Origin of the sequence: Thermoanaerobacterium thermosulfurigenes (assembly GCF_051201035.1) — a bacterium.
Classification (GTDB): domain Bacteria; phylum Bacillota; class Thermoanaerobacteria; order Thermoanaerobacterales; family Thermoanaerobacteraceae; genus Thermoanaerobacterium; species Thermoanaerobacterium thermosulfurigenes.
This window is the reverse complement of record NZ_JBPODR010000001.1, coordinates 78,169-98,132: the sequence shown is the minus strand read 5'-3', so window position 1 is coordinate 98,132 and position 19,964 is coordinate 78,169. Positions and strand designations below refer to the sequence as shown.

The window sequence follows — 19,964 nt, the reverse complement described above, 5'->3', positions numbered from 1 at the left end:
ATCAATTATATAATAGAAAAAAATCAATATTTTGGCGATGATGAGGAAAGTAGATATCTAAAAATATCAAAGAGATTGAATGACGTAGGCTGAAATCATTCAAATATTTTTGGTATCGAAGACCACCTCTAAGCTGCGGGTGATGAATCCGATCGGTAATTCCGTTATAATTTAGAGTATAAATGAGAGTGGAACCGCAGAACCTCTGCCTCTTTTGGCGTGAGGTTCTTTTATTTAAATTTAAAAAGGAGGACAAGATATGAAAATAATACTTAAAGATGGAACAGAAAGAGAATATGAAAGTGGCATAAGCGTATATGAAATCGCTAAAAGTCTAAGCCAAAAACTTGCTAAAGAAGCACTTGGTGGCAAATTAAATGGCAGAATTGTGGAGCTGTTTACACCAATAAACGAAGACGGCAAGCTGGAAATCTTGACTTTTGATGATGAAGATGGAAAAAAGATATACTGGCACACTTCATCACATATAATGGCACAGGCTATTAAAAGGCTTTATAAAAATGTGAAGCTTACGATAGGCCCTGCCATTGACAATGGTTTTTACTACGATTTTGATGTTGATGAACCTTTTACAGTTGATGATTTTTCTAAGATAGAAGACGAGATGAATAAGATTATTAAGGAAGATTTAAAGCTTGAGAGGTTTGTGCTTCCAAGAGAGGAAGCTATAAAATTCATGGAAGAGAAAGGTGAACCTTACAAAGTTGAGCTTATTAAGGATTTGCCGCAGGATGCCACAATATCTTTTTACAGACAAGGCGAATTTACAGACCTTTGCGCAGGGCCTCATTTGCCATCAACAGGCATGGTTAAATCCATAAAACTCCTTTCGGTAGCAGGTGCTTACTGGAGAGGCGATGAGCGCAACAAGATGCTGCAAAGAATATATGGCATAAGCTTTCCTAAGAAAAGCATGTTAGATGAATACTTAAATATGCTTGAGGAAGCTAAAAAAAGAGACCACAGGAAATTGGGAAAGGAATTGGATCTTTTCAGCATCCACAATGAAGGGCCAGGTTTTCCGTTTTTCCATCCAAAGGGAATGATCTTAAGAAATATATTAGAAGATTTTTGGAGAAAAGAACACGCAAAAAGAGGCTATCAGGAAATTAAGACGCCAATAATTTTAAACGAAGAGCTGTGGCACAGATCAGGCCATTGGGATCACTACAAAGAAAATATGTACTTTACAAAGATTGATGATGAAGATTATGCTATTAAACCAATGAATTGTCCAGGTGCTTTGCTTGTGTACAATTCAACTATGCATAGTTACAGAGATCTGCCACTTAGGCTTTGCGAACTGGGGCTTGTTCACAGGCATGAATTATCAGGTGCTCTCCATGGGCTGATGAGAGTGAGGAGTTTCACGCAGGACGATGCCCATTTGTTTATGACGCCAGATCAGGTGGAATCAGAAATTCTGGGCGTCATCAAACTTATCGATTACTTCTACAAGATATTTGGATTTGAGTATTTTGTGGAGCTTTCTACAAGGCCAGAGAATTCTATAGGCTCTGATGAAGACTGGGAATTGGCAACAAATGCTTTAATAAAGGCTATGGAGCATATAGGGCTCAATTATAAAGTGAATGAAGGCGATGGAGCCTTTTACGGTCCTAAGATCGACTTCCATCTGAAGGACAGCATAGGACGTACATGGCAGTGTGGAACGATACAGTTGGATTTTCAGATGCCTGAAAGATTTAACTGCGAATACGTCGGCGACGATGGAGAAAAGCATAGACCTGTCATGCTGCACAGGGTTGTGTTTGGCAGCATAGAAAGGTTTATAGCGATTCTCACAGAAAACTTTGCCGGTGCTTTTCCTACATGGCTTGCTCCTGTACAGGTAAAAATACTCCCGATTTCTGATAAGCATTTGGCGTATGCGCAGAATATTTATGAAAGGCTATTGGAAAATGACATAAGGGTTGAGTTTGACGATAGAAACGAAAAAATAGGGTACAAGATAAGAGAAGCACAGATGCAAAAAATACCTTACATGCTTATATTAGGCGATAAGGAAGTAGAAGCGGGAAATGTTTCTGTAAGGTCCAGAAAAGAAGGAGATCTTGGCTCTAAATCATTGCAAGAATTTTTATCATCCATTTTGGAAGAGATTAAGCAAAAATCCCTTTAAAAAAATGTCCACCAAGCTTGAGTTGGTGGACATTCTACTACCTTGATTGACGAAATAAAAAATGGTAATCTAAATATGTAGTGTTTTATTGGGGGGAATAATTACGACTAAAAATAGGGAGGTCTACAAATATCTTAACTACAACATAAAGATGAACCTGCTAAATGGCATAACATTTTCAATAGGTTACAATATGATTATGCCATTTGTAGGCATATTTGCCATAAAATTAGGTGCCAACAACTACGAAGTATCTCTTATTAATTCTCTTCCTGCCCTTATGGCTTTGATTGGGATACTGCCTGCTACAATCTTTATAAATAAAGCTAAAAATGTCTTTAAGTTTGCTTACGTTTTAGAGTACATTACAAGGAGTTTTTACCTTTTAGTAGCATTAGTTCCATTTATGAGCAAGTTTAGACCTGAAGCGGTGGTCTTATTTGTAGGACTATTGAATTTGCCGGCTATTGTTGCAGGAATGTGTTGGCAGTCGTTTATGAGCGATTTGATCCCTGAGGAGTTTCGCGGCAAAGTCTTTGCTGATAGAAACATCTGGACAGGTGTGTTGGGTACAGCGGCTGTATTTATAACAGGCATACTTTTGGACAGAATCAAGTTTCCTTACGGATACCAAATAATGTTTTTCATAGCCTTTTTGTTTGGCATACTTGACGCATACTATTATTCAAAGTTTCACTATGTGTCACATAAAAAAGAGGCTTCAGCGTCTATTTTAGATTCGCTAAAAACTATGATGCAATCGAGAAAGTTTATTTATTTTAGCCTTGCATCTTTTATATTCACTTTCACGTGGATGATGGCATGGCCTATATTTACTATCTACAAAGTCGACAATCTGCATGCTAACAATATGTGGATGAGCATTTCTACGATTGTAGGTTCAGTAGGATCTATAATAACCTATAGGTGGTGGGCGAATCTTGCAGATAGAAAAGGAAATGGCATTGCATTAAGCATAAGCACTCTGCTTATATCGACAATTCCAGCACTGTGGGCTAAAGTTACAAGTCTCTATGTAGGTGCTGTAATAGATTTTTTTGGCGGTATGGCTACGGCAGGATATACGATGCTATCTTTAAACTGGCTTTTAGAACTATTGCCTGACCATAAGGAAAAGATGAATTACATTGCCATCTATACCATTGTTACTCAGTTTGCGGCTTTTTTATCGCCTATTGCTGGAACGTGGTTTTATGAAATTGTGGGATATGAGACATTCATGTATGTTACGACAGTATTGAGAGTCTTGTCCAGCGTATTGCTTTTTGCTGTTGCATTATATAAACCTGAAAAAACTGTATTAAGCAAAGGGGGAGTATGATTTGAGGTATTTAACATCTGGAGAGACCCATGGAGAAGCGCTTGTTGCGATTATCGAGGGTTTGCCATCAAATTTGTTTATAGATTTGGATTTTATAAATAATGAGCTTAAAAGAAGGCAATCTGGCTACGGTAGAGGCGGTAGGATGTCTATTGAAAGCGATGTTGTCCACATCTTAGGTGGAGTCAGAAACAATTTGACAATTGGTGCACCGCTTTCTATTCTCATTAGAAACCTTGATTATGAAAATTGGAAGGGAAAAGATGTGCCGAGAGTGACCAGACCCAGGCCAGGCCATGCTGATCTATCTGGTGCCATCAAATATGATCTAAAAGACATGAGGGATGTTTTGGAAAGAGCCAGTGCAAGGGAAACTGCAGCGAGAGTATCTGTTGGAGCTGTAGCAAAATTGCTTCTTAAAAACTTTGGCATAGTGGTAAAAAGCGATATATTGGAGATAGGTGGAGAAAGAGATAGAGAAAAGTGGCCTGCGCTTATAGATGAAGCTAAAAATGAAGGGGATACGTTAGGCGGTGTGATCGAAATTACTATAGACGGTGTGCCAATAGGTTTAGGCAGTCATGTTCAATGGGATCGCAAACTGGACGCCCTTTTATCTTATAGCGTCATGAGTGTTCAAGCCATAAAAGGGGTGGAAATCGGTATGGGATTTATGTCGGCGAGGCAAAAGGGGTCTTCAGTTCACGACGAGATATTTTACGATGGGCATTTTTACAGAAAGACCAACAACGCAGGTGGAATCGAAGGCGGCATTTCCAACGGTATGCCAATAGTTTTGAGAGCTTATATGAAACCCATACCAACTCTGAGAAAGCCTCTTACGTCTGTCGATATAGATTCGAAGGAAGAAGTGAAAGCCACATATGAGCGTTCAGATGTGACTGCTGTTGAAGCTGCTGCAGTTGTATTAGAAGCTGTATGTGCGTGGACTATAGCCGATGAAGTAACTAAAAAATTTAGCGGAGATTCCTTGCATGATATGATAGAAAACTTTAATATGTATATGAAAAGAGTTGAAAAGTATTGATATTATGTCGAGAAGGGTATTGACTGAGATGATAAGTTGTGCTATAATTTAACATGTGTTTAAAGTAGAAGCACCCGCTTCTCACCTTTCACCGCAGGTGTCAGGTTTAAAGTAAAATGTTGTTTTAGCCAAAAAAGAAGCGGGTTTATACCCGTTTTATTTTTTGTAATATTTTAGGAGGTGCGTATTTATTAACAAGGAGCTGCAGGTTAATGAGGAAATTAGAGATAAGGAAGTGCGCCTCATTGATCAAGATGGTAATCAATTAGGTATAATGTCAGCAAAAGAGGCATACAAAATTGCTTTAGAAAGGCACATCGATCTGGTTAAGATTGCACCACAGGCAAATCCACCAGTATGCAAATTAATGGACTTCGGAAAATACAGGTATGAACAAAGCAAGAAAGAGAAAGAATCTAAAAAGAAGCAGAAAGTCATCAACATAAAGGAGATAAGGATGACTCCAGCGATTGAAGAACACGACTTTGGCGTTAAAGTCAAAAGTGCCATGAAGTTCTTAAAAGACGGAGATAAAGTAAAAGTGACGATAAGATTCAGAGGCAGGGAAGCTTCACACACAAATCTTGCCGAAGAACTATTAAATAGATTTGCAAAAAGCTTAGAGGAATACGGTAATGTTGAGAAGGCCCCAAACATGGAGGGCAGAAATTTAATGATGATATTAGCACCTAAAAACGTTTAATTGAGGAGGATACGAAAATGCCAAAAATGAAAACACACAGCGGAGCTGCAAAAAGATTCGCTCTTACAAAAACTGGTAAAGTAAAAAGATCAAAAGCTTTTAAGAGGCATATACTTACAAAAAAGACGAGAAAAACTAAGAGAAACTTGAGAAAGATAGCGTATTTAAGTGGTGTCGATGCAAAGAACATAAAGCGCTTGATTCCTTATGCGTAAATAATTAGGAGGTATAAAAATGTCGAGGGTAAAATCAGGAAAAGTTACGAGAAAAAGACATAAAAAAATATTAAAACTTGCTAAAGGCTACTATGGTGCAAAAAGCAAACTTTTCAGAGTAGCCAACCAAGCTGTAATGAAGTCACTTAATTATGCATACATTGGAAGGAAATTAAGAAAGAGAGATTTCAGGAAGTTGTGGATTGCCAGAATTAACGCTGCAGCAAGAGCAAATGGTATTTCTTATAGCAGGTTTATAAACGGACTTAAAAAGGCCAATATAGAGATAAATAGAAAGATGTTATCAGAAATGGCTATACACGACAACAAAGCATTTGCAGAATTGGTTAACATAGCAAAGCAACAACTGAATGCATAATCTTATACCCGGTACATGCCGGGTTTTAACCTATATACAGGATAGTGAATGTCAAATGGTCATAACAAGCGAAAAAAATGAGTTTATAAAGGATGTAAAAAAGTTAGCGGATAAGAAATACAGATATGAGAAAAGGTTGTTTTTTGTAGAAGGCAAAAACAGCGTTTTTGAAGCATTAAAAAGCGGCTTTGAAATTGTACACCTGCTGGTTTCGGAAGATTTTAATATAGACTTTCAGATTGAAAAAGAAAAGATAGTCTTTGTGGATGAAAAGGTATTTAAGAAGATTTCTGACACTGTCGCTCCACAGATGATTATGGCTGTTGTCAAGATGCCTAAGTGGGAAGTGAATGACATTGTCAAAGAAGGCGGCTTCTACGTGATACTTGACGAAGTACAAGATCCAGGCAACGTAGGAACCATAATAAGGTCTGCAGATGCATTTAATGTAGATGGCGTCTTTGCTATAAATAATACTGTAGATATATACAATCCTAAAGTCTTGCGTTCCACTATGGGCTCCATATTTCACTTACCTGTTGTAAATGATGTAGAGCCTTCAAGGCTTTTTCATGTACTTAAGAAACATGGCATAAGAATTTTATCTACAAGTCTTAAAGCAGAAAAGTACATATACGATTTTGATATTTCAAAAAATGCAGCACTGATTTTTGGAAATGAGTCAAGAGGTGTAAATAGGCTTTTAGATGAATTCATAGATAGTTCCTTTAAGATACCTATGGATGGCATGGCGGAATCTTTAAATGTATCTGTAGCAGCGTCTATTTGCCTTTATGAATCAGAGAGGCAGAGATTGATAAAATAGCATAAAGATGATATAATATTCGAAAAAATAAAGAAAAATGCGATGAAAGAGTAAAGTACATTACGCTTAAGTGCGACAGGGAGGCGATGCCGTAGACTGAGAGCATTGTTGGTACTGCGTAGTGGAAGTTCCCTCTTAAGCAGTGTGCTGAACTGATAGTAGGCATAACCGGTTTATATCCGTTACATCAAAATGAGTGGGCTTTTAGCCAAATTAGGTGGTACCACGGTCATATCTCCGTCCTTTTTAAGATGGAGTTTTTTTATTATATTTATGAAAGAAAGGAGAGTATTTCTTTGGAAGAGACATTGAGAAGTCTACTTGAAGAAGCCAAAAAAGAGCTATCATCTGCGGAAAGTTTAAAGACACTTGATGAGATAAGGGTTAAATATTTAGGGAAAAAAGGCGAACTCACAAAGATATTGAGAGGTATGGGAAGCCTATCACCTGACGAAAGGCCTATTGTTGGCAAAATCTCAAACGAGGTAAGAGAAGAGATCGAAAAAGAGCTTACTCAAAAAAGAGAAGAAGTGTTGCGACAGGAAAAAGAGAAAAAAATAAAAAGCGAATATTTAGACATAACATTGCCTGGAAAAGTCCATGAGATAGGCCACAAACATCCTATGACAAAAGTTTTAGATGAAATAAAGGACATATTTTTAGGGCTTGGATTTTCTATCGCCGAAGGGCCTGAAATCGAGCTTGATTACTACAATTTTGAGGCTTTAAATACTCCGCCTGATCATCCGGCCAGGGACTTGCAGGATACTTTCTACATTACCAAAAATATTTTGCTTAGGACGCAGACATCGCCTGTACAGGTCAGGACGATGGAAAAAAGCAAACCGCCTATAAAAGTCATATCACCGGGGCGAGTTTACAGGTCAGACGAAATAGATGCAACACATTCTCCTGTATTCAATCAGATAGAAGGATTGGCAGTTGATGAAGGAATAACGATGGGAGATTTGAAAGGCGTGTTAAATCTATTTGCCAAAAGGCTTTTTGGCTCTGATACAAAGACTAAATTCAGGCCTCACTATTTTCCTTTTACTGAGCCAAGTGCAGAAATGGACGTATCGTGCTTTGCGTGTGGCGGAAAAGGTTGCAGAGTTTGTGGATATTCCGGGTGGATTGAGATATTAGGATCTGGCATGGTTCACCCCAATGTGCTTAGAATGTCTGGAATCGATCCTGAGAAGTATTCAGGCTTTGCATTTGGGATGGGACTTGACAGGATAACTATGTTAAAATATGGGATAGACGATTTGCGTCTTCTTTACGAAAATGACCTACGCTTTATTAAACAGTTTTAAGGAGGTTAAGACATGCTAATATCGTATTCATGGTTAAAAGACTACGTAGATTTGTCTGTTGATGCAAAAAAATTGGCTGACGATCTTACGATGTCAGGTTCAAAGGTGGAGACTATAAAAAGTTACGGAGAAGAAATAAAAAATGTAGTGATAGGAAAGATTGTATCTTTAGAAAAACATCCTGATGCCAATAAACTTCAAATAGGAATCGTAGATGTAGGGGAAGAAAAATTGCAGATAGTGACAGGTGCTCAAAATATCAAAGTTGGTGATTATATTCCTGTCGCACTGCACGGTTCAACACTTCCTGGCGGCGTAAAGATAAAAAAAGGTAAATTAAGAGGTGTTGAATCAAATGGAATGATGTGCTCTGCCAAAGAATTGGGATTAGACGAAAGCTTGCTTCCGGAATACCAAAGAAATGGCATATTTATCCTGCCTGAGCTCCCCTTAGGTGAGGATGTGAGAAAGGTCCTTGAATTGGATGATGTAATAGAATTTGAAATAACGCCAAATAGGCCTGACTGTCTTTCGGTAGTTGGAATTGCAAGAGAGGCCGCAGCCACGTACAGAAAAAGCTACAGTACGCCTGAAGTTAAAATAAGCGAAGTTGACGACAAAAATCCAGCTACTGTCACAGTTGAAGCAGATGATTTGTGTTTCAGGTATGTTGCCAGGGTGATAAGAAATGCGAAAATAGGTCCATCGCCTATGTGGATGCAAATGAGGTTGTTAAAAGCAGGCATAAGACCCATAAACAACATAGTAGATGTGACAAATTACGTTATGATGGAGTTGGGACAGCCTCTACATGCTTTTGACTTAGATAAAGTCAAAAACAGGCATATTATTGTAAGAAGGGCAAAAGAAGGCGAAAAGCTTACAACTCTCGATGACAAAGAGAGGATTTTAGATAGGGATATGCTTGTAATCGCAGATGAGGAAAGGGCTATAGGCTTAGCTGGTGTTATGGGTGGTCAAAATACTGAAATAACAGATGATACAGTAAACATATTGATAGAAAGCGCCAATTTTAAAGGCAGCAATATACGATATACATCGAGAAAACTGGGGCTTAGAAGTGAAGCATCGTCAAGGTTTGAGAAGGGGCTTGATCCAGAGATTACGGTTTTGGCCTGCAATAGAGCAGCACAGCTTATGGCTGAATTAAGCGGCGGAGAGATTTTAGAAGGGCTTTTAGACGTATATCCAAAACCTGTAACTGAGAAAGTCTTAAGTGTGCGATATGAAAGAATAAACAAGCTTTTAGGAACAAATCTGTCTTGCCAAGAAATGAAGGAAATACTTTCATTTTTAGATTTTGGCGCCATCTGCGATGGAGAAAATTTGATAGTGAAGGTGCCAGCATTTAGAAGTGATATTGACGGTGAAGCAGATATTGCGGAAGAAATCGGGAGAATGTACGGCTACAACAACATAGAAGATACCCTCTTAAAAGGAACTCAGATTACAGCAGGTGTTAAGACAAGAGAACAAAAACTGGAAGATACCGTAAAGGATGTATTTTTGTCCTGCGGATTAAATGAAGTCATAACAACGTCATTTATGGGCATGAAGGATTTAGACAGGATAAATTTGCCTGATGACAGCTATTTGAGGAATGCTGTCAAGATAATGAATCCGCTTGGAGAGGATCAGGCTTACATGAGAACGACGCTTTTGCCATTCATGCTAAACGTGGCTTACACAAATTACAGCCGCAAAGTCCCAGAATTTAAAGCATTTGAAATATCGAGGGTATTTATACCGAAATCGCTGCCTGTAGAAGAACTTCCAACAGAGATAAAAAGCAGTATAATTGCCATGTATGGACAGGATGTGGATTTTCTGACGATTAAGGGTGTGGTTGAAGAACTTTTAGACGTTCTCAACATCAAGAATGTCAAATACGTAAGAAGTCAAAACCCTGCATATCATCCAGGAAGATCTGCTGATGTCATTGTAGAGGATGAAAAGATATGCGTATTTGGCGAATTAAGCCCTGATGTTGCAGAAAACTACGATATAAATAAGAGGGTTTACGTCGCAGAGGTAAACCTTGAGCTTTTGTTTAAGCATGCAAACGACGAGAAAGTCTACAAGCCGCTGCCAAAATATCCAGCCGTTGAAAGGGATATAGCTGTCTTGGTGGATAAAAACACATTTGTAGCAGATATAGAAAGTGTCATAAGAAAAGTTGGCGGGAAACTTGTAGATGATGTTAAATTGTTTGACGTGTACGAAGGTGAAAATATTCCTGATGGCAAAAAAAGCGTGGCATTTTCAATTTGGTACAGATCGTACGACAAGACTTTGACAGACGAGGAAGTAAGCAAAGTCCACGACAAAATAGTAATGAGTCTGAATGAGGAACTTGGAGCGCAATTAAGATAAAAAAAGACCGGATTGGTCTTTTTTTCTTCATAAAGGAGGAAATCGAAAAGATTTGTAGAAATAAATAAAGTAATGCTTGGTTTGAGGGGATGTTCTAATGGAAATTAGGAAGATAACGGTAAATATAAATGGCAATGAGTACATATTGAAGACAGATTATCCTGAAGATTATATACTCAGATTGACAGAACATTTAAACGGTGTAATATCAGGGATTTCCGGCAGTTACAATAGGCTTTCAAATCAGATGGTGCTTGTTTTATCGGCCCTTAATATAGCTGATGAGCTTTTTATCTCGAGGGAAGAAAACAGTGCCTTAAAAAAAGAGATTGTATCGCTAAAATCAAGGTTAAGTGCTGATGACGAAAGGATAGAAGAATTAACAGAAGAAGTTGAAAAGCTGAAAGAAGAATTAAAAGCAGCCAGAGAAGAGTTGGAGGAATACATAAATACATTTGACGATGTTGGTTAAAATCTATTAAAATAAAGAGACTAAGTATATAAATATCTTTATAAGGTGATTTGATGAAAAGAGTAGAATTGTTGGCTCCTGCAGGAAATCTGGAGACGCTAAAATTTGCTTTAAATTACGGAGCTGATGCTGTATACATTGGCGGTAAGCTTTTTGGCGCCAGAGCATATGCGGCAAATTTTGAAGAAGATGAATTGAAAGAAGCAGTAGAGTATGCCCATTTGAGAGATAGAAAGGTTTATGTGACTGTAAATACAATCGTGTTTAACAAAGAAATTGAATTGCTTCTCAAATACATCGATTATCTGTATCAGTTAAATGTGGATGCGATAATAGTTCAGGACTTTGGTGTTGTTAAACTACTTAAAGACTTTTATCCTGAGTTGGACATACATGTCAGCACGCAGATGACTTTAAGCAACTTAGAAAGCATTAAAGCAGCCAAAGAGATAGGAATAAAAAGGGTCGTGATGCCTCGTGAGCTAAGCTTAAAAGAAATTGAAAAGATAAAATCTGTGACTGGCATAGAAGTAGAGGTATTTGTTCATGGCGCTCTTTGTGTCTCTTACTCTGGTCAATGCTTATTTAGCAGCATAATTGGCGGAAGAAGTGGCAATAGAGGCAGATGTGCGGGGCCATGTCGCTTGAAATACGATCTTTTAGATGACAAAATGAATACAATTGCCAGCAATATGCATTTATTAAGTATGGCAGATTTATGTACGATAGACCACATAAAGGATATGATAGACTCAGGCATTGACTCATTTAAGATTGAAGGCCGCATGAAAGAAAAAGAATACGTGGCATCTGTCGTCGCATCATACAGAAAGGCCATTGATGCATATTTAAGCGGAGAAAATATCAACACAGACGTGTACAAAGAAATGATGTCTGGAATATTTAGCAGAGGCTTTTCTAATGGATATCTTTATGAAAGAAAGCCACGTTACATGAGCTACATAAATCCAAAAAATAAAGGTGTTCCATTAGGCAAAGTCATATCCATTGATGGCAAAAAAATAAAAGTATCGCTTTTAAACAGTCTATCAGTTGGAGATGGCATATCAACAGAGACTGGTGAACATGGGTATAAAGTCGATGTTCTTATAGCAGATGGCAAAAAAGTGGATGAAGCCCATAAGAGGCAAGTTGTAGAGCTTAAAAAAATGCCTGTAAATTGTGGTGACGTCTTATATAAAACGTACGATGTAAAATTAAACAAGATATTTTCTGTATCCAATGAATTAAAGTCGCCTGTTGATGTATTTATAAATATGAAAGAAAATAAACCTCTTAATATAATGATTAAAAATAACGACATATGTGTCTCTAAAGACAGCAAAATTGTCTCAACTAAGGCATTGAAAAAGGCTGTTGACAAAGATACATTGATAGAAAAAGTGGCGTCAATAAACGATACGCCTTTCTTTGTGAAAAGCATAGAAGTAGACATGGATGAGGGCCTCTTTATGCCGTTAAGTGAGGTAAAAGAGACGAGGAGAGAAGCGGTAGAAGGCCTCATTACAAAAAAATTAAAATATAGAAGGCCTAAAAATATTAACATAAATCTTTATAAATTAATAAATGATAAAATTAGTGATTTGAAATTGTCATTTTACACTGAAAAAGAAGAACATGTGAAAATAGCGTGCGCGCTTGGAGTAGATAGAGTCTACTTCAATTACAGGCTAAATGGTGATGTGCTAAAAGATGTCATTTGTTACATGGATAAATGTGAGATAATCCCGGCATTTCCGCAGATAATGAGGGATGAGCTGGATGATTTTAAACATATGCTTAAAAATATTAAAGAGATGGGTTTTAAAAAAGTCCTTGTGACTAACATAGGTTTGTATGATACTGCAGTAAAATTAGGACTTGATGTGTGTGTTGATTTCAATTTGAATGTTTCAAATAGCCTTGCTGTTGATTTTTTCCATGAAGCAGATACAATAACACTATCACCAGAGCTTAACATTCATCAGATAGAGGATATATCTTTAAGAAGCAATGCGAAATTTGAGGCGATTGTTTATGGAAGATTGCCGCTTTTGACGATGGAATACTGTCCTATAAAAAATTTAAAAGGATGCGATAAAAGAGGCTGTGAAGAAGGAAAGTATTTTTTAAAGGACAGAAAGGGCAATCTCATGAAAATTGTAAGCGACGGCTTTTGCAAAATAAAGCTTTTAAACTCATCGGTTTTATACATGGCGGACAAGATGGATGATTTAAAAAAGATAGGTTTATCTTATATAAGGATAAATGATACAGTAGAAAACGATGAAGAAATAAGAGATGTAATAAAAGCTTACAAAGATTCGTTGAAATTGGGAACTTGTGATTTGTACATAGAAAACTACACAAGAGGACATTTTTACAGAGGGGTATTGTAATGGATGAAAGGTATTTTAAAAATTTGGAATTTGACAAGATAATTAATCAAATTGTAAATTTGTGTGATTCAGAACCGGGAAAAGAGTTAGCATTAAGCATTAAACCGTACGAAAATGTAGAAAAAGCATTAGAAGAAATTGAAAAAGTAAATGAAGCGGTATCTTTTATTAGTTCCTACGGCAATATTTCTTTTGCATTTAAAAAGTTAGACGAGATTTTGGCTAAAGCTAAGATAAAGTCGTCATTGAATCCGGGACAGCTTTTATCTCTATCGAGGTTTTTATCATTGGCAGGGAAAGTCAAAGTGTATTTGAGAAACGAAAAGGAAGAAAGCAGTTTCCCATATTTAAGGGAGTACAACATAAGGCTTACGAATATTAAGGAATTGTACGACAAAATCGATAGAGCTGTCATGTCTGAAGATGAACTGGCTGATGACGCATCGCCTGCCTTAAAAGAGATAAGAAGGCAGAAAGCGCAAATAAACAATAAGATAAGAGATACATTAAACTCTATAATTGCGTCTTCGCCAAAAGAGCTGCAAGATCCTATCATAACCATAAGAAACGGGAGATACGTGGTACCGGTAAAACAGGAATACAGAGGAACATTTAAAGGCCTTATTCACGATCAGTCGTCCAGCGGTGCTACGCTTTTCATAGAACCTATGGCTGTTGTGGAGCTTAACAATGATCTAAGACAGCTTGAAATCAAGGAACAACATGAGGTAGAAAGGATTTTAGCTGAGCTCACAGAAGATGTAGGAAAACATGTTGATGAGATAAATGAAAACATGGTTGTATTAAAAGAGCTGGATGTTATTTTTGCAAAGGCGAAGTATTCCATAAGCACAGACTCAACAAAACCTATATTGAATACTAAAGGATATGTAAATTTAAAAAATGCAAGACATCCTCTCATCTCAAAAGATGTAGTCGTACCTATAAGCATACATTTAGGTGAATCTTTTAATACTCTTGTCATAACAGGGCCTAATACAGGTGGAAAGACTGTCACATTAAAGACTGTAGGGCTTTTGACGCTTATGTCCATGTCAGGATTAAATATCCCTGCTGACGAAGGTTCTGATGTGGCTTTCTTTGACAACATATTTGTCGACATTGGAGATGAACAAAGCATAGAGCAAAGCTTAAGCACATTTTCAGCACACATGACTAACATAGTAAAAATACTAAATAATGTCACTAGCAATAGCTTAGTTTTGCTGGATGAATTAGGAGCTGGCACCGATCCGACAGAAGGTGCCGCTCTTGCCATGAGTATACTTGACTTTCTTCACAGGATGAATTGTCGCACAATTGCCACGACACATTACAGTGAACTTAAGCAGTACGCGCTGCAGAATGAAGGTGTGGAGAATGCCTCTGTGGAATTTGATGTAGAGACGTTAAAGCCCACTTACCGCCTCACAATAGGAATACCTGGAAAAAGCAATGCCTTTGAGATAAGCAAGCGTTTAGGATTAAATGACGATGTCATAGACAATGCGAAAAATTATATAACAAGTGAAGAACTAAAATTCGAAGACATATTAAAAGATCTTGAAAACAAAAGGATAGAAGCAGAAAACGCCAAGGGAGAAATTGAGGAATTAAAAAATCAGGTAGAAAGTTTAAGACAAGAGTATGAGAAAAAAATAAAAGATACTGAACGAGAAAGAGAAAAAATTATAGAAAAAGCCAGAGAAAAGGCGAAAAAGATATTAGAAAATACAAAAGCTACTGCTGATGAAATTATTGCTAAGCTTAAAGAGGCGGAAAAATCCGACAAAAAGAATAAGCTTATTGAGGAAGCTAGGCTTAAACTTAAAGAAAACATAAATGAGATGGAAGAAAGCCTTAAGAAATCAGAAATCCCTGAGTACAAAAAAATCCCCAAAAACGTCATGCCTGGACAGACTTTTTACATAGTTCCGCTTGACCAAACTGGAACAGCTTTGTCAGAACCTGATAAGGATGGAAATGTAAAGATACAGGCAGGGATTCTAAAGATGAATGTGCACATAAGCAACCTTAGAGAGACTGAATCAAGCGAAGAGAAAGAGATGGAGAAAGGTTTTGCTAAATACATTAATGAGAAATCTACCAATATTTCTACTTCAATTGACTTAAGAGGAAAGACATTGGAGGAAGCTTCGATAGAAGTCGATAAATACCTTGATGATGCATACCTTGCAGGTTTAAAACAGGTAACTGTCATACACGGGAAAGGGACTGGCACTTTAAGGAGTGGTATCACAAGGCTTCTTAAAATGAACAAGCATGTAAAGTCGTTTAGACTTGGAAGGTATGGCGAAGGAGAAGACGGCGTCACAATCGTAGAATTAAAAGAAAAATGAGTAACCAAAACACCTCATCTATCATAAAATGTAGAGGAGGTGTTTTTATATATGAGGAGAAAAAAGTGGGGAAGAAGGAGGATAAAAATACGTGGGATAAACAAAAATTTTGTTTACGTTTTGGCATCATTATTTATATTATCATTGCTGTATATGTTTGTAACATACAGGTTGACACCTGCTCTTATTAAAGCCAGTGAGACAGTAGCTCAAGAAGTGGCTGTTAAATCTATCAATAAGTCTATAAATGAAAAGGTGTTGAAAGGTATTCAATACAGCGACCTTATAAATGTAAGAACTGACAACAGTGGAAAAGTATCGATGCTGCAAGCTAATACGATAGAGATGAATATTTTATCTGCGAAGATTACTCAAGCTGTTCAGGATAATTTAAACAGCATAGGATCGGTGTACGTGAAACTGCCTCTTGGTAGTCTAATATCAAAGGATGTATTTGCAAACACAGGCCCAAAGATAAAAGTAGGACTTCTGCCTATTGGTTCGGTGAATGTAGACTTTGAATCAAGCTTTGAACCAGCAGGGATAAATCAGACGAGGCACATAATATATCTTTACATAAAGACAAACATCCAAATAATTGCGCCACTTGCATCAAAGCAAATACAGGTATCCACCCACATGCCTATTGCTGACAGCATAATCGTAGGTGATGTACCTCAAAGCTTTGTAGACGTCAATGGCAATAAGTACACTGTGCCTGTTCCAAATGGAAATTCAAAAATTAATGTAGAAAGCAATTGACAACATTAGAAATTATGGTATAATAATAATTGTTTGACGGGGGTGTAGCTCAGTTGGGAGAGCACCTGCCTTGCAAGCAGGGGGTCAGGAGTTCGAATCTCCTCATCTCCACCATGGGCTTGTAGCTCAGGCGGTAAGAGCGCACGCCTGATAAGCGTGAGGTCGATGGTTCAAGTCCATCTAAGCCCATTTGTAAACCCTAGCGGGTCTTTTTTTTATGTCTAAAATTAAAAAATAGAGGAATTAGCAAATTTTTGTCGAATTAGATAAATAAAATTTGTCTTTGAGGTGTAAAAATGGCTTCCAAGTTTGAATATGATAAAAAGCTTGACAACATAGTAGAAAAGACGATAGAAGTTATAGGTTGCAGCAAAGAGCAGATTTCAGAAATATTAGAGAGGACAAGGAATGAGTATCGTCTTTTAGAAGAACAGATACACGAGCTGAAAGTCAAGGTTAGATTTGTTATAAAAGAGGTAGAACAACTTGAAAGAAAAGAAAAAAGCTCTAAGTTAAAACTGGCTTATGTAAGCCAGCGCTTTGGCAATATAAGTGAGGATGCCATAAAGGAAGCTTACGAAGAAGCGAAGGAGATTCAGGTAGCGCTTATTTTAAAAAGGCAGGAAGAAAAAGACCTTATAGCAAGAAGAAATGAGTTGGAGAGAAAGCTCATTGAGTATAGGGCAATTGTAGAAAAAGCAGAAAAACTTTCTACACAGATAGGTGTTGCCCTTGATTACTTGACAGGCGATTTGACAAAGCTTCACAGCCAGTACGAAGAGCTTAAAGACAGGCAACTTCTAAATATACGCATAATAGAAGCTCAGGAAGATGAGAGGAAAAGGATCGCTCGCGAGATACACGATGGTCCAGCCCAGTCTATGGCAAATGTAATATTAAAAGCAGAGCTATGCGAGAAACTTATTAGCAAAGATGTAGAAAAAGCTAAAGATGAGCTTAAAAATCTTAAAGACATAGCACATTTATCATTGAAAGAAGTGAGAAAGATCATATACGATTTAAGGCCGTCCGTTCTTGATGATTTAGGCTTAATACCTGCTGTGTCAAAGTACATAAATGACTTTAAAAATGATACTGGAATAAATGTGGATTTTATTACCTTATCTGAACATAAACGATTAAAGCCTGAAATAGAAATAACCTGTTTTAGGGTCATTCAGGAAGCCTTGACAAACATTCGGAAGCACTCAAAGGCTAAGAATGCCGTGATACGATTAGAGTTTGGTGATCGATTTATAAGCATAATTATAAAAGATGACGGTGTAGGTTTTGAAAAGACATCTCAAGACAATAAATTTGGACTGTTGGGGATGCGGGAGAGAGTTCAGATATTAAACGGGAAATTTGAAATAAACAGTTCACCTAATGATGGGACTCAAATTTACATTTCCATTCCGCTAGGTGGTGATAAGTGCAATGATTAACATTATGATAGCTGATGACCATGTGCTTTTGCGTCAAGGGCTAAAACAGATAATTGAATTAGAAGAAGATATGAAAGTGGTGTATCAAGCCTCAGATGGAGAAGAAGCTTATAATTTGGCTAAAAATAATTCTCCAGATATAATTTTGATGGATATAAACATGCCAAATGTAAATGGCATTAAAGCTGCAAAGATGATTAAAAGCAATGATCCTAAAAATAAAATAATGTTTTTGACTATCTACAATGACAAAGAGTACCTTATGGAGGCATTGAAAATAGGTGTGGAAGGTTACATATTAAAAGATGCAGATTCAGATGAACTTATAAAGGCTATAAGAATCATATCAAATGGAGGCGTTTACATACATCCTTCACTTATCAGGGAAATTGAAAGCTTAGAGAAGAATGAATGCAAAAAAGATCTTACTGACAGAGAGTTTGAGATATTGAATTTAATCGCTGAAGGTTATAGCAATAAAGAGATAGCAGATAGGCTCTTCTTAAGCGAAAAGACAGTCAAAAATCACGTGTACAATATATTTAGAAAATTAGATGTAAAAGATAGGACTCAAGCTGCCATATATTTATTAAAAAATAATAATATGTACAATATGCATACATAAAATTTGCTTTTATTCCAAAAATATTTTATAGTTAATATGTAATCCAAAATGTTTAGGAGGCGTATGAAATGGAGAGTGGCGAGTTAAAAGACATTGAAGAAAGATTAGGATACAAAAGCAAAAATGGATGGCTTAAAGTAAATGACGATGAAAGGGAAAAGATATTTGAGTACGCAGAAGATTACAAAGCATTCATAGGAGAGTGTAAGACGGAGAGAGAAGTTGCAGACAGGATAATAAAGATTGCTGAAGAAAATGGCTTTATAAATTTAGAAACAGCTACAAACTTAAAGCCAGGCACAAAGGTGTACTATGACAATAAAGGCAAATCGGTAATTTTAGCTGTTATTGGAAAAGATTCTGTCCGCAATGGATTTAAAGCAGCAGCCGCTCATATAGATTCACCAAGGATTGATTTAAAACCAAATCCATTATACGAAGATAGTGGTCTTGCTCTTTTTAAGACACATTATTATGGGGGGATTAAGAAATACCAGTGGGTTACGATACCATTGGCATTGCACGGAGTTGTCATAAAAGAAAGTGGCGAAAAAGTCGTTTTTAACCTTGGAGAAGATGAAAAAGATCCTGTGCTATATATAACTGATTTACTGCCTCACCTTGGAAAAGATCAGATGGAGAAAAAAGCTGCTGACGTGGTCACTGGAGAAGCATTGAACCCAGTCATAGGAAATATGCCTTTGTCTGAAGACGTTTCTGTAAAGCCAAATTTATTGAAAATTTTAAACGAGAAATATGGGATAGTGGAAGAAGATTTTATAAGTGCTGAGTTGGAGTTGGTGCCAGCACATAAACCAAGGGATATAGGCTTTGACAGAAGTATGATAGGTGCTTACGGACAAGATGATAGGATATGCGCTTATGACGTACTTAGAGCTATTTTAGATGTTGACAATCCTGAAAAGACTGCAGTAGCTATATTTGCTGACAAAGAAGAGATAGGAAGCATGGGAAATACAGGATTGCAGTCCAGATTTTTTGAAAATGCTATAGCGGAAATCTTGGAAAAGCAAGAAGGCAGCACTGATATAAAGCTTAGAGCAGCCATGAGAAATGCAGAATTGTTATCTGCAGATGTAAATGCTGGCTTTGATCCTTTATACCCTGATGTAAGTGAGAAACTTAACAGCTCATATATAGGAAATGGTGTATGCCTGACGAAGTACACAGGTTCACGTGGAAAAAGTGGATCAAATGATGCAAATGCTGAGTTTGTGGCAAAAGTGAGAAAGATATTTAATGAAAATAATGTAGTATGGCAGACAGGAGAGCTTGGAAAAGTTGACATTGGAGGCGGAGGAACAGTCGCACTTTTTGCAGCAAATTATGGCATGGAGGTTATTGACTGTGGCATTGCACTTTTAAGCATGCATTCACCTTATGAATTGTCATCAAAACTTGACTTGTACATGGGATATAAAGCATATAGATCCTTCCTTTTAAGTAGGTAAAGGTCATTTAAAAACACCGGTATAGCCGGTGTTTTTTAGCAA

Annotated in this window: 16 protein-coding genes, 2 tRNA genes and 2 other annotated features; all 18 genes read left to right on the top strand. The window is 37.1% G+C overall.

The window, feature by feature from the left end; genetic code table 11:
• The first annotated feature begins 259 nt into the window (after positions 1 to 259).
• The 18 genes from thrS (at position 260) to HNR52_RS00415 (ending at position 19,922) form a co-directional block, all read left to right on the top strand.
• A complete protein-coding gene (thrS, locus tag HNR52_RS00500; protein WP_435619387.1) occupies positions 260 to 2,164 on the top strand; it encodes a threonine--tRNA ligase in 1,905 nt (634 codons plus the stop codon).
• A gap of 100 nt (positions 2,165 to 2,264) precedes the next feature.
• Positions 2,265 to 3,506 carry an MFS transporter gene (locus tag HNR52_RS00495; protein WP_435619419.1) on the top strand — a complete coding sequence of 414 codons (1,242 nt, stop codon included), beginning with the start codon at positions 2,265 to 2,267 and terminating at the stop codon, positions 3,504 to 3,506.
• Position 3,507: 1 nt separating this feature from the next.
• The gene (locus HNR52_RS00490; RefSeq protein WP_013787799.1) at positions 3,508 to 4,554 is read left to right on the top strand and encodes a chorismate synthase; all 1,047 of its coding nucleotides are present in this window, start codon (positions 3,508 to 3,510) and stop codon (positions 4,552 to 4,554) included.
• Positions 4,555 to 4,610: 56 nt separating this feature from the next.
• Positions 4,611 to 4,723, top strand: a sequence feature (ribosomal protein L20 leader region).
• Positions 4,724 to 4,744: 21 nt separating this feature from the next.
• On the top strand, positions 4,745 to 5,257 hold the full coding sequence (infC, locus tag HNR52_RS00485; protein ID WP_013787800.1) for a translation initiation factor IF-3: 513 nt from the start codon (positions 4,745 to 4,747) through the stop codon (positions 5,255 to 5,257).
• A 17-nt stretch (positions 5,258 to 5,274) separates the two neighbouring features.
• A complete protein-coding gene (rpmI, locus tag HNR52_RS00480) occupies positions 5,275 to 5,472 on the top strand; it encodes a 50S ribosomal protein L35 (protein WP_013787801.1) in 198 nt (65 codons plus the stop codon).
• 19 nt (positions 5,473 to 5,491) lie between these two features.
• Positions 5,492 to 5,851, top strand: a complete 360-nt coding sequence (gene rplT / locus HNR52_RS00475) for a 50S ribosomal protein L20 (protein WP_013787802.1) — start codon at positions 5,492 to 5,494, stop codon at positions 5,849 to 5,851.
• A 55-nt stretch (positions 5,852 to 5,906) separates the two neighbouring features.
• On the top strand, positions 5,907 to 6,677 hold the full coding sequence (gene rlmB, locus HNR52_RS00470) for a 23S rRNA (guanosine(2251)-2'-O)-methyltransferase RlmB (RefSeq protein ID WP_435619386.1): 771 nt from the start codon (positions 5,907 to 5,909) through the stop codon (positions 6,675 to 6,677).
• Positions 6,678 to 6,710: 33 nt separating this feature from the next.
• Positions 6,711 to 6,925: a binding site (T-box leader), on the top strand.
• Positions 6,926 to 6,973: 48 nt separating this feature from the next.
• Positions 6,974 to 7,993, top strand: a complete 1,020-nt coding sequence (pheS, locus tag HNR52_RS00465) for a phenylalanine--tRNA ligase subunit alpha (protein ID WP_013787804.1) — start codon at positions 6,974 to 6,976, stop codon at positions 7,991 to 7,993.
• Between the two features lie 12 nt (positions 7,994 to 8,005).
• Entirely contained in the window at positions 8,006 to 10,387 is a 2,382-nt protein-coding gene (pheT, locus tag HNR52_RS00460; RefSeq protein ID WP_435619385.1) for a phenylalanine--tRNA ligase subunit beta, read from the top strand.
• A gap of 97 nt (positions 10,388 to 10,484) precedes the next feature.
• Positions 10,485 to 10,859 (top strand): cell division protein ZapA, encoded by a 375-nt coding sequence (locus HNR52_RS00455; RefSeq protein ID WP_013787806.1) that lies wholly within the window; start codon positions 10,485 to 10,487, stop codon positions 10,857 to 10,859.
• Between the two features lie 53 nt (positions 10,860 to 10,912).
• The gene (locus tag HNR52_RS00450) at positions 10,913 to 13,258 is read left to right on the top strand and encodes a U32 family peptidase (RefSeq protein WP_435619384.1); all 2,346 of its coding nucleotides are present in this window, start codon (positions 10,913 to 10,915) and stop codon (positions 13,256 to 13,258) included.
• On the top strand, positions 13,258 to 15,618 hold the full coding sequence (locus tag HNR52_RS00445; protein ID WP_435619383.1) for an endonuclease MutS2: 2,361 nt from the start codon (positions 13,258 to 13,260) through the stop codon (positions 15,616 to 15,618). The genes HNR52_RS00450 and HNR52_RS00445 overlap by 1 nt, the downstream gene beginning before the upstream one ends.
• A 51-nt stretch (positions 15,619 to 15,669) precedes the next feature.
• Positions 15,670 to 16,380 (top strand): sporulation protein YunB, encoded by a 711-nt coding sequence (gene yunB, locus HNR52_RS00440; protein ID WP_435619382.1) that lies wholly within the window; start codon positions 15,670 to 15,672, stop codon positions 16,378 to 16,380.
• A gap of 38 nt (positions 16,381 to 16,418) precedes the next feature.
• A tRNA-Ala gene (locus HNR52_RS00435) sits at positions 16,419 to 16,494 on the top strand.
• Position 16,495: 1 nt separating this feature from the next.
• Positions 16,496 to 16,569, top strand: a tRNA-Ile gene (locus HNR52_RS00430).
• A 107-nt stretch (positions 16,570 to 16,676) separates the two neighbouring features.
• Complete coding sequence (locus HNR52_RS00425) at positions 16,677 to 17,825, top strand: sensor histidine kinase (protein ID WP_435619381.1); 1,149 nt, start codon at positions 16,677 to 16,679, stop codon at positions 17,823 to 17,825.
• Positions 17,818 to 18,450 (top strand): response regulator, encoded by a 633-nt coding sequence (locus HNR52_RS00420; protein WP_435619380.1) that lies wholly within the window; start codon positions 17,818 to 17,820, stop codon positions 18,448 to 18,450. The genes HNR52_RS00425 and HNR52_RS00420 overlap by 8 nt, the downstream gene beginning before the upstream one ends.
• A gap of 68 nt (positions 18,451 to 18,518) precedes the next feature.
• Positions 18,519 to 19,922 carry an aminopeptidase gene (locus HNR52_RS00415; protein ID WP_435619379.1) on the top strand — a complete coding sequence of 468 codons (1,404 nt, stop codon included), beginning with the start codon at positions 18,519 to 18,521 and terminating at the stop codon, positions 19,920 to 19,922.
• Positions 19,923 to 19,964 lie beyond the last annotated feature (42 nt).

Bases quoted from the DNA above. Each gene is read 5' to 3' on its own strand.
- rlmB (WP_435619386.1), top strand. From the start codon at position 5,907: ATGGTCATAACAAGCGAAAAAAATGAGTTTATAAAGGATGTAAAAAAG.
- HNR52_RS00450 (WP_435619384.1), top strand. From the start codon at position 10,913: ATGAAAAGAGTAGAATTGTTGGCTCCTGCAGGAAATCTGGAGACGCTA.
- HNR52_RS00420 (WP_435619380.1), top strand. From the start codon at position 17,818: ATGATTAACATTATGATAGCTGATGACCATGTGCTTTTGCGTCAAGGG.
- thrS (WP_435619387.1), top strand. From the start codon at position 260: ATGAAAATAATACTTAAAGATGGAACAGAAAGAGAATATGAAAGTGGC.
- HNR52_RS00425 (WP_435619381.1), top strand. From the start codon at position 16,677: ATGGCTTCCAAGTTTGAATATGATAAAAAGCTTGACAACATAGTAGAA.
- pheT (WP_435619385.1), top strand. From the start codon at position 8,006: ATGCTAATATCGTATTCATGGTTAAAAGACTACGTAGATTTGTCTGTT.
- HNR52_RS00455 (WP_013787806.1), top strand. From the start codon at position 10,485: ATGGAAATTAGGAAGATAACGGTAAATATAAATGGCAATGAGTACATA.
- rplT (WP_013787802.1), top strand. From the start codon at position 5,492: ATGTCGAGGGTAAAATCAGGAAAAGTTACGAGAAAAAGACATAAAAAA.
- HNR52_RS00445 (WP_435619383.1), top strand. From the start codon at position 13,258: ATGGATGAAAGGTATTTTAAAAATTTGGAATTTGACAAGATAATTAAT.
- rpmI (WP_013787801.1), top strand. From the start codon at position 5,275: ATGCCAAAAATGAAAACACACAGCGGAGCTGCAAAAAGATTCGCTCTT.
- yunB (WP_435619382.1), top strand. From the start codon at position 15,670: ATGAGGAGAAAAAAGTGGGGAAGAAGGAGGATAAAAATACGTGGGATA.
- HNR52_RS00415 (WP_435619379.1), top strand. From the start codon at position 18,519: ATGGAGAGTGGCGAGTTAAAAGACATTGAAGAAAGATTAGGATACAAA.